This window comes from Halopseudomonas sp. L-58 (assembly GCF_056859475.1).
Window position 1 is genome coordinate 18,311 of record NZ_JBSXON010000031.1, and the last position, 10,584, is coordinate 28,894.

Sequence of the window (10,584 nt, forward strand, 5' to 3'; positions counted from 1 at the left end):
CGGTGAGTAGCGCCGCAAACCATAGCACGCCGGGGGGGTCGAGTTCCCGCTCGACCAGCAAGCTCCGCAGCAGCCACGTGGCCGAGTTGGAACTCGGCCTTCCTGGTCAATACTGCAAGTCGGACAGGTCGCGAAACAACTCCAACGCCTCAGGGTTGGCCAGCGCGTCAGTGTTTTTCACCGGCAGACCGTGCACCACGTTGCGTACCGCCAGTTCGACGATCTTGCCACTGCGGGTGCGCGGGATATCGCTGACCGCGATGATCTTCGCCGGCACGTGACGCGGGGTGGCGTTGGCGCGAATCACCTGGCGGATCTCCGCCTCCAGTGCCGCATCCAGTTCCATCCCCTCACGCAGGCGCACGAACAGCACCACCCGCACATCGCCCTGCCACTGCTGGCCGATGGCGAGCGATTCCAGCACCGCCTCAACCTTTTCCACCTGCCGGTAGATTTCCGCGGTGCCGATGCGCACCCCGCCGGGGTTGAGCACCGCATCCGAGCGGCCGTGGATGATCAGCCCGCCGTGCGGGGTCTCTTCGGCGTAATCCCCGTGCGCCCAGACGCCGGGGAAGCGCTCGAAGTAGGCGGCGCGGAAACGGCTGCCGTCCTCATCCTTCCAGAAGCCCAGCGGCATCGACGGGAAGGGCCGGGTACACACCAGCTCGCCCTTGCCCTCGGCCAGCCGCTGGCCCTCGTCATCCCACACCTCGACCGCCATGCCGAGGCCCTTGCACTGCAGTTCGCCACGCCAGACCGGCGCGGTCGGGTTGCCGAGGGCGAAACAGGAGACGATGTCGGTGCCACCGGAGATCGACGACAGGCACAGGTCCGCTTTGAAGCAGCGGTAGACGTAATCAAAGCCCTCGTGCGCAAGCGGCGAACCGGTCGACAGCACCGCCTTCAGGCGGCTCAGCTGATGGCTGCGATTCGGCTCGACCCCGGCCTTTTCCAGCGCGGCCAGGTACTTGGCGCTGGTGCCGAAAATACTGATGTTTTCCGCGTCGACCAGGTCGATCAGTCGCTCGGCCGAGGGCTCAAACGGCGAACCATCGTAAAGTACCAGCGTAGCACCCAGCGCCAGCCCGGAGACCAGCCAGTTCCACATCATCCAGCCGCAGGTGGTGAAGTAGAACAGCACGTCCTCGCTGCCCAGATCGGTGTGCAGGCCGTGCTCCTTGAGGTGCTGCAGCAGGGTACCACCGGCACCGTGAACGATGCACTTGGGCACCCCGGTGGTGCCGCTGGAATACAGAATGTAGAGCGGCTGGGCAAAGGGCAGGGCGGTGAACGCCGGGCTGCCGGCCGGCTGGCTGACGTCGTCCCAGTGGGCGGTCGAGACCACCGAGGCAAACTCCGCCAGACACGGCTCCACCCCGCCGTAAGGCACGATGATCAGTTGCTGCAGGCCGCCCAGCTGCGGCAGGATTTCCGCCAGCTTGCTGCTCATGTCCAGTTGCTTGCCGGCGTAGCGATAACCGCTGCAGGCGATCAGCACCCGCGGCTCGATCTGGCCGAAGCGGTCGACCACGCCCTGCGCGCCAAAGTCCGGCGAGCAGGAGGACCAGACCGCGCCGATACTGGCCGCCGCCAGCATGCCGACCACGGTCTGCCAGGTATTGGGCATCAGCGCCGCAACGCGGTCACCCGGCTGCACACCGAGCTTCAGCAGGTGCTGCTGCAACCCGGCCGCTCGCGCCGCCAGCTCGGCGTAGCTGAGCTGCTCACGCTGACCGTCTTCGCTGATCGCGACCAGCGCCGGGTGATCGTCGCGGCGGCGCAGCAGGTGGGCGGCAAAGTTCAGCTCGGCACCGGCAAACCACTGCGCGCCGGGCATGGCATCCGGGTTATCCAGCACCCGCTGCGGCGGCGTGCTGAAGTCCACCGCAAAGAAGTCGGCCACCGCCTGCCAAAACGCGTCAACCGCGCTGACGCTCCACTGATGCAGCTCGGCGTAGTCTGCCAGCGCCAGATCATGGCGTTGATTGATAAAGCGCCGGAAGGCATCCATCCGACTGGCCGCAACCCGCTCGGGCGCCGGCCGCCACAAGGGTTCGCTCATGCCTGCTCCCGCGCCAGCAAGGCCCGCGCCACGCGCGAGCCGTTGGTTTTGCCCAGCACGTTGCAGATGTGCTGACCGGCCTGCACCAGCGCCGCCATATCCACACCCGTCTCGATACCCATGCCGTTGAGCAGGTAGAGCACGTCTTCGGTGGCGACGTTGCCGGTCGCACCCTTGGCGTAGGGGCAACCGCCGAGCCCGGCGACCGAGCTGTCGAATACCGCCACGCCTTCCAGCAGGCTGGCGTGAATGTTCGCCAGCGCCTGCCCATAGGTATCGTGAAAATGCCCGGCCAGCAAGCTGCGGTCGATATCGCGGCCAACCACCTCGATCAGCCGCCGGGTATCACCGGCGGTGCCAACACCGATGGTGTCACCCAGCGACACTTCGTAGCAGCCGCTGTCGAGCAGCTCGCGGGCAATCGCGGCGACCTGCTCCGGCGCCACGTCACCATCAATCGGGCAACCGAGCACGCAGGAGATATAACCGCGCACCCGCACGCCGTGCTCCCTGGCCGCCGCCATAATCGGCTCGAAGCGCTGCAGGCTCTCGGCAATTGAGCAGTTGATGTTCTTCTGGGAAAACCCCTCGCTGGCCGCGGCAAACACCGCTACTTCCTTCACACCGGCTTCCAGCGCGCCCTCAAACCCCTTGAGGTTGGGCGCCAGCGCCGCGTAGGTCACGCCGGGCTGTTGCTGGATCGCGGAAAATACTTCGGCCGATCCGGCCATCTGCGGCACCCACTTGGGCGAGACGAAGCTGCCGACTTCGATATAACTTAGCCCGGCAGCGCTCAGATCATCGACCAGACGTACCTTGTCGGCGACACTGATCGGCTGTTTTTCATTTTGCAGGCCATCGCGCGGGCCCACTTCGACCAGTCGCACCTGTTGCGGCATGCTCATGCCGTTGCCTCCTCAGCAAGCGGTTGCAGCGCCACCAGCACCCGGCCTTCTTCGACCAGGTCGCCCTCGGCGCAGTGAATCGCCGTGACCTCGCCGGCCTCGGCAACGCGAATACTGTGCTCCATTTTCATCGCCTCGACCACCACCAGCAGCTCGCCGGCAGCCACCTGCTGACCCGGTTCGACCAGTACCCGCACCACGCTGCCGTTCATCGGTGCGGTCAGCCCGCCGTGGCCGTGTTGCAGCGCTTCCACCTCGCTGATCGGGTCTACCAGCGTGACCCGCTGCAGCTGCCCGTCCCACTCGACAAACAGCCACTGACCGCGGCGCTGCACGGCGTGGCGACGGCCATCGACCAGCAACTGATCACCCAAAAGGCTGACACCGGTAGCGGGCAGGGCGCGCGCCTCGGCCTCGCCACAGCGCAGATGCAGGCGCTGCTCGCACGCCAGCCCAAGGCGCAAGCCGCAACCGGCAGCCCAGGGGCTGTGCGGGTCATCGACGCGCGCAGCGCTGGGTGCCGTCAGCAGCCAGGCACGCGCGGCCAGCGCCCAGAAGGCGTCGGGCAGCGGGGCAGGCGCGGGCAGCAGGGCGTCGGCATGCCGAGCGATAAAGCCGGTATCCAGCTCGGCGGCGGCAAAGGCCGGATGCGCCAGCACCCGGCGCAGGAAGGCGAGGTTGCTGTGCACTCCGCCCAGCTGCTGCTCGGCCAGCATCGCCAGCAGACGGCGGCGGGCGGTTTCCCGGTCTTCGCCCCAGGCAACCAGCTTGCTCAGCATCGGGTCGTAGAACGGCGAGACGCGGTCACCCTCGACCACCCCGCTGTCGACCCGCCGCCCAGCGCCCGCCGCTGGTTCGCGGTACAGCGTCAGCTCGCCGCTGGCGGGCAGAAAGTCCTGCTCCGGGTCTTCGGCGTAGAGCCGCACTTCAATCGCGTGACCGCGCAGCATAATCTGCTCCTGGCTCAGCGGCAGCGGTTGCCCTTGCGCCACACGCAGCTGCCAGGCGACCAAATCTTGCCCAGTGATCAACTCGGTCACCGGGTGCTCGACCTGCAGACGGGTGTTCATCTCCATGAAGAAGAACTCGCCACGGGCGTCGAGCAGAAACTCCACGGTACCGGCGCCAACGTAGCCGATGGCCCGCGCGGCGGTGACCGCCGCCTCGCCCATGGCCCGGCGCAATTCCGGCGACAGGCCGGGCGCCGGTGCTTCTTCCACCACCTTCTGGTGGCGCCGCTGGATCGAGCAGTCGCGCTCGGCCAGATACACCCCGTTGCCGTACTGGTCGGCAAACACCTGAATCTCCACATGGCGCGGCTGCAGCACATATTTCTCGACCAGCATGCGCGCGTCGCCAAAGGCGGCCTGCGCCTCACGCTGGGCCGACGACAGCGCCTCGGCCAGCTGCGCTTCGCTCTCGACCACTTTCATACCCTTGCCACCGCCACCGGCTGCAGCCTTGAGCAGCACCGGGTAACCGATCTTGGCGGCTTCGACGCGAAAGGTCTCCAGCGCCTGATCGTCGCCGTGATAACCGGGCACCAGCGGCACCCCGGCGGCGTCCATCAGCGCCTTGGCCGCCGACTTGCTGCCCATGGCATCAATCGCGCTGGCGGGCGGGCCGACGAAGATCAACCCGGCGGCGTCAACCGCGCGGGCAAAATCGGCGTTCTCGGAGAGAAAGCCGTAACCAGGGTGAATCGCATGGGCACCGGTGGCCTTGGCCGCGGCGATGATCGCCTCAACCCGCAGATAACTCTCGCTCGGCCGCGCGCCACCCAGGTTGACCGCCTGATCGGCGCAGCGCACGTGCAGGGCGTCGCGGTCGGTATCGCTGTGTACCGCCACGGTGGCGATACCCAACTCGCGCGCGGTGCGCATGATGCGGCAGGCAATTTCGCCGCGGTTGGCAATCAGCAGAGAATCAATCATGGCTTGCGCACCAGTCGGGTTGGCGTTTCTCCAGGAAGGCCGACAGGCCCTCCTGACCTTCGGGGCTGATCCGCACCCGGGCAATCGCGGCCTCGGTGTAGCGGCGCAGCGGGGTGCTCATTTCACCCAGCCCGACCTCCTGCAGCAGCGCCTTGGTGGCCATCATCGCCTGCGGGCCGTTCTGCAGCAGGTTACCGACCCACTGCGCCAGTGCCGCATCCAGCTCGGCTGCCGGATAGCACTCGGCGAGCAGACCCAGTTCGCGGGCGCGCAGGCCGTCAAAGCGTTCGGCGGTCAGCGCGTAGCGGCGGGTGGCGCGGGCGCCGATGGCCTGGGTGACATAGGGGCTGATCACCGCCGGCAGCAGGCCGATGCGCACCTCAGACAGGCTGAACAACGCGTCCTCCGCGCCAATCGCCATGTCGCAGCAACTGATCAGCCCGAGCGCGCCACCAAAGGCCGCACCCTGCACCACCGCCAGTGTCGGCACCTTGAGCTGCGCCAGTGAGGCCATCAGCTGGGCCAGCTCGCGGGCGTCGTCCAGATTGGCGTTGTAATCCAGCGCCGCGCAGTCGCGCATCCAGGCCAGATCCGCGCCGGCGGAGAAATGCTTGCCACGGCCGCGCAGCAGCATAAAGCGCACCGCCGGGTTGGCCGCCACCGCATCCAGCGCATCCAGCAGCTCGCGGATCATCTGGGCGTTGAAGGCGTTGTTTTTCTCCGGCCGGTTTAGCCATAGGGTGGCTACGCCTTTTTCGGTGAATTCGAGTTCGACTGTCTGGTAATCATTCATCTTGTTCTTCTCGATTAGAGCCTGGCTTACCACGGCGCTCTGCCGCTGTAAGGCGGCCGGGCTGGAAGCCTGAAGCTAGAAGCTGGAAGCAGCCCGTGCAGCGGTTGATCTATACGTCGGTTTACGATTGCGATGCATACCAAAACACCTAACACCCGCATCGCGCGGAATACTTCCCGCTTCCCGCTTCCCGCTGGCGCGCTCCGCGCGCCGCTACATCCGAAACACCCCGAACCGCGTCGCCTCAATCGGTGCGTTGAGGGCCGCCGATATCGCCAACCCCAGCACATCCCTCGTCTGCGCCGGGTCGATCACGCCGTCGTCCCACAGGCGGGCGCTGGCGTAGTAGGGGTGGCCCTGACGTTCGTACTGATCGAGGATCGGCCGGCGCAGGGCCTCGGCCTGCTCGGCGCTGAACTGCTCGCCACTGCGCTCGGCCTGCTCCTGCTTGACCTGCACCAGCACGCCCGCGGCCTGTTCGGCGCCCATCACCGAGATGCGCGCATTCGGCCACATCCACAAGAAGCGCGGATCGTAGGCGCGGCCGCACATGCCGTAGTTACCGGCGCCAAAACTGCCGCCGATGATCACCGTAAACTTGGGTACCCGGGCACAGGCCACCGCGGTCACCAGCTTGGCGCCGTGCTTGGCGATGCCGCCTTCCTCGTATTTTTTGCCGACCATAAAGCCGGTGATGTTCTGCAGGAACAGCAGCGGGATGCCGCGCTGACAGGCCAGTTCGATAAAGTGCGCGCCCTTCTGCGCGGCCTCGGAAAACAGGATGCCGTTGTTGGCCAGAATCGCCACCGGGTAGCCGTGCAGGTGCGCAAAACCGCACACCAGCGTGGTGCCGAACAGCGCCTTGAACTCATCGAACGCGCTGTCGTCGACCAGCCGCGCAATCACCTCACGCACGTCGAACGGCTGCTTGCTGTCAGCCGGAATCACCCCGTACAGCTCCTCCACCGGATAGCGCGGCGGCAGCACCGGGCGGCTGTTCAGCTCGCCCTGCTTGTGCCAGTTCAGATTGGCGATACAGCGGCGGGCGAGGGCCAGGGCGTGTTCGTCGTTCTCGGCGTAATGGTCGGCCACGCCTGAGGTACGGCAGTGCACATCCGCGCCGCCCAGCGCCTCGGCGCTGACTACTTCGCCAGTTGCCGCCTTCACCAGCGGCGGCCCGGCGAGGAAGATGGTCGCCTGCTCACGCACCATGATGGTCTCGTCGGCCATCGCCGGCACGTAAGCGCCGCCAGCGGTGCAGGAGCCCATCACCACAGCGATCTGCGGAATGCCCGCCGCGCTCATGTTGGCCTGATTGAAGAAGATCCGCCCAAAGTGCTCACGGTCCGGGAACACCTCGTCCTGGCGTGGCAAGTTGGCGCCACCGGAGTCGACCAGATAGACGCAGGGCAGGCGGTTCTCGCGAGCGATGGTTTGCGCCCGCAGATGCTTCTTCACGCTCAGCGGATAGTAGGAACCACCCTTCACCGTGGCGTCATTGGCGATGATCATGCATTCAACGCCTTCGATCCGGCCGATACCGGCGATCACCCCGGCAGCTGGCACCGACTCGCCATAGACCTCATGGGCGGCCAGCTGGCCGATCGCCAGAAAGGGCGAACCGGGGTCGAGCAGCGCATCCACCCGCTGACGCGGCAGCAGCTTGCCACGCGCCAGATGCCGCGCATTCGCCGCCTCGCCACCGCCCTCGGCAATGGCGGCAAGCAGGGCTTGCAGCTCGCTGACCAGAGAGCGCATGGCCGTTGCGTTGGCCGCGTATTCCGGTGAGGTGGGGGTGATTTGGGTTGGTAGGGTCGTCATTGCATGACTCCCGAGCTTGAAGCTTGAGGCTGGAAGCTGGAAGTAGCCCGGCGGCACAGCAGAGGCTGTGCGCTAAGCGAAAGGATCGAGCAGGCCAATGCGAATCCCGAGCTGGCATCAGAAAACAGAGCCCGCTCCGGTCTGCTTCCAGCTTCCAGCTTCCGACTTCCAGCTTGTTCAACGCGTTTCATTAAAAAGCTCCCGTCCAATCAACATCCGCCGAATCTCGCTGGTGCCGGCACCAATCTCGTACAGCTTGGCGTCGCGCAGCAGGCGGCCGGTGGGGTAGTCGTTGATGTAACCGTTGCCGCCGAGAATCTGGATCGCGTCCAGCGCCATCTGCGTCGCGCGCTCGGCGGTGTAGAGAATCACCCCGGCGGCGTCCTTGCGGGTGGTCTCGCCACGGTCGCAGGCCTGCGCCACGGCGTAGAGGTAAGCACGGCTGGCGTTCAGCTGGGTGTACATGTCGGCGACCTTGCCCTGGATCAGCTGGAACTCGCCAATACTCTGGCCGAACTGCTGACGGTCGTGGATATAGGGCACCACCACCTCCATGCAGCTCTGCATGATCCCGGTCGGGCCGCCGGAGAGCACCACCCGCTCGTAATCCAGCCCGCTCATCAGCACCTTCACGCCGCCGTTGACCTGACCGAGGATGTTCTCGACCGGCACCTCGACGTTGTTGAACACCAGCTCACAGGTGTTCGAACCGCGCATGCCCAGCTTGTCCAGCTTGGGGCTACGGGAGAAACCCGCCCAATCGCGCTCGACGATAAAGGCGGTGATGCCGTGGGGGCCAAGCTCCGGTTCAGTCTTAGCGTAAATGACGTAAACGTGCGCGTCCGGGCCGTTAGTGATCCACATCTTGCTGCCATTGAGCACGAAGTGATCGCCCCGACGCTCGGCCCGCAGCTTCATGCTGACCACATCGGAACCGGCGTTCGGCTCACTCATCGCCAGCGCCCCGATATGCTCACCGCTGATCAGCCTGGGCAGGTACTTCGCCTTCTGCTCCGGCGTACCGTTGCGGTTGATCTGGTTAACGCACAGGTTCGAGTGCGCCCCGTAGGACAAGCCCACCGACGCCGACCCACGGCTGATCTCCTCCATCGCCACCACATGCGCCAGATACCCCAGCCCCGAGCCGCCATACTCCTCAGGCACGGTAATGCCCAGCAGCCCCATGTCACCAAAGCGCCGCCACATATCCTGCGGAAACTGATTCTCCCGGTCGATCTCCGCCGCCCGCGGCGCCAGCTCGGCATCAACCAGGTTGCGGGTCTGCTCGCGCAGCATGTCGATGGTCTCGCCAAGACCGAAGTTCAGCGATGGGTAATGCATGGGGTCACCTGTATTTATTGTTGTGTAGGCGTTTAAAAGGGAAAGAAAGCGGCTACCGGGTCTGCTCCAGCGCCGTTCGACAGCGCTCCTCCGCGGTATCCAGCTCGATCTGCATCTGCTCGATATCCAGCAACTGCTGCGCCAGCTGCGCACGGCGCTGGGTGATCTTGTCCAAGAAGGTTTCCAGCTGCTTGCGATTGCCGTGACCCGGGTCGTACAGCTCAATCAACTCCTTGCACTCCGCCAGCGAAAAGCCAATGCGCTTGCCGCGCAGAATCAGCTTGAGAATCACCTTGTCCCGAGGGCTATAAACCCGCTCCTGCCCACGACGCTCGGGGCTCAGCATGTTCTGCTCCTCATAAAAACGAATCGCCCGCGTGGTGATATCCAGCTCACGGGCAAGGTCGGAAATGCTGTAGGTCTGAGTCATGGAGCGGCAGCTTGTGTTGCTTTACGTTAACGTAAAGGTAAGCTTTGAGACGCAACGCCGTCAAGCAGGAGTAAAGGCACGTGACGACGGTTGTCGGGGAGGCTGCAACGAGACAATGCACGTCGTAGATACCGTCTTCCCGATCAGTGTGCAAGTGCTCTGATCGGGTCGAACGGCTGACCTGATTTCAGTACGCCGTAGATGAGGTGCAGCAGCTTACGCATGGCTGCGCAGACAACCAGCCGACCAGTTTTACCGCGTTCAGCCAGCCTCACTTTCATCGCTTTGATGACCGGGTTGTAGGTCATCGCCGACAGCGCTGGCATGTATAGCGCTGCGCGCAATCGGCCTGACCCGGTGCGCGAGATGGTCGACTTGCCTCGGTATATCCCAGATTCCTGCAAACGCGGATTCAGACCACAGAACGCTGCCAGCTGCCTTGCGCTGTCGAATCGCAGAGGGCTGCCCAGCTCCGCCAGCAGTGTGGCGGCAGTGCCATCACTGACACCATCAATGGTCTTCATTAACTGCTTCTGCTCGCGCAGGTCAGGGTCGTTGTCGATGTGATCGTTGATGGCCTTACTGATCAGGGCTATCTGGCCGTCCAGGTGCTCCAAGTGAATGCGGATAGAGGCTTGAGCGGATTCAGCGCTGACGTCCAGACGGTTGCGCTCCATCTGCGCCAACGCCTTCAGGTCGGCAAGCCGACGTACCAGGCCGCGTAGCTGACGGATGCTCTCGGGCTCGGGCTCCCAAGGACGCAGCTCTTCCAGATGGCGCTGTGCGTAGCGGGCGATCAGTTTGGCGTCGGTCTTGTCGGTTTTAACCCGGCGCAGCTCGCTTTGCGCATATTTGGCGATGCGTGCAGGGTTGATGACACAGACCTGATAGCCCTGCTGATGCAGATGCGTCGCCAGCGCTTCGTGGTACACGCTGGTTGCCTCCATCAGCACCCAGCAATGTGGCTCGGCGTGCTTCTCTAACCATTGGTCAAATTGCTTGAAGCCTTCGGGGGTGTTCGCCACCTTGGCCTTGGTGCGGTATTTATCGCGCTCCAGCGGCTTAGCGATGTCGAAGGTGTGCTTGGCAATGTCGATTCCGATAACGCAGGTCATGGGGCCTCCGGCTCTGTTGACAGGTGATCGTCACCACACTCTGTTCTACCTTGCGAATACGTGCTCAGGCGCTCAGCACCGGCACCAGATACCGTTCGAACTGTCTGAGTGTGTTGGCAGGTGACGGCCCATCTACGAACCAAGCTCTTGAGGCTTCAGGGCCACACCGGCCTGTCACCTGCC

General features: G+C 64.7%; 8 protein-coding genes. All 8 read right to left on the reverse strand.

Translation table 11 applies throughout. The annotated features are described in order from the left end of the window. Positions 1-106 precede the first annotated feature (106 nt). Positions 107-2,062, reverse strand: a complete 1,956-nt coding sequence (locus tag AC13EY_RS02295) for an acetoacetate--CoA ligase (RefSeq protein ID WP_335599287.1) — start codon at positions 2,060-2,062, stop codon at positions 107-109. Continuing rightward, the gene (locus tag AC13EY_RS02300; protein ID WP_335599286.1) at positions 2,059-2,967 is read right to left on the reverse strand and encodes a hydroxymethylglutaryl-CoA lyase; all 909 of its coding nucleotides are present in this window, start codon (positions 2,965-2,967) and stop codon (positions 2,059-2,061) included. Before AC13EY_RS02300 ends, AC13EY_RS02295 begins: the two co-directional genes overlap by 4 nt. Continuing rightward, complete coding sequence (locus AC13EY_RS02305) at positions 2,964-4,901, reverse strand: acetyl/propionyl/methylcrotonyl-CoA carboxylase subunit alpha (RefSeq protein WP_482877116.1); 1,938 nt, start codon at positions 4,899-4,901, stop codon at positions 2,964-2,966. Before AC13EY_RS02305 ends, AC13EY_RS02300 begins: the two co-directional genes overlap by 4 nt. Then, positions 4,894-5,694: a gamma-carboxygeranoyl-CoA hydratase gene (locus tag AC13EY_RS02310; RefSeq protein WP_335599284.1), complete on the reverse strand. Its 801-nt coding sequence runs from the start codon at positions 5,692-5,694 to the stop codon at positions 4,894-4,896. Before AC13EY_RS02310 ends, AC13EY_RS02305 begins: the two co-directional genes overlap by 8 nt. 213 nt (positions 5,695-5,907) lie before the next feature. Beyond that, positions 5,908-7,515 (reverse strand): carboxyl transferase domain-containing protein, encoded by a 1,608-nt coding sequence (locus tag AC13EY_RS02315; RefSeq protein WP_335599283.1) that lies wholly within the window; start codon positions 7,513-7,515, stop codon positions 5,908-5,910. A gap of 177 nt (positions 7,516-7,692) precedes the next feature. Continuing rightward, complete coding sequence (locus tag AC13EY_RS02320; protein WP_335599282.1) at positions 7,693-8,856, reverse strand: isovaleryl-CoA dehydrogenase; 1,164 nt, start codon at positions 8,854-8,856, stop codon at positions 7,693-7,695. Positions 8,857-8,908: 52 nt separating this feature from the next. Beyond that, positions 8,909-9,286 (reverse strand): MerR family transcriptional regulator, encoded by a 378-nt coding sequence (locus AC13EY_RS02325; protein ID WP_335599281.1) that lies wholly within the window; start codon positions 9,284-9,286, stop codon positions 8,909-8,911. 143 nt (positions 9,287-9,429) lie between these two features. Then, positions 9,430-10,401: an IS110 family RNA-guided transposase gene (locus tag AC13EY_RS02330; RefSeq protein WP_482877119.1), complete on the reverse strand. Its 972-nt coding sequence runs from the start codon at positions 10,399-10,401 to the stop codon at positions 9,430-9,432. Between the last annotated feature and the right edge of the window lie 183 nt (positions 10,402-10,584).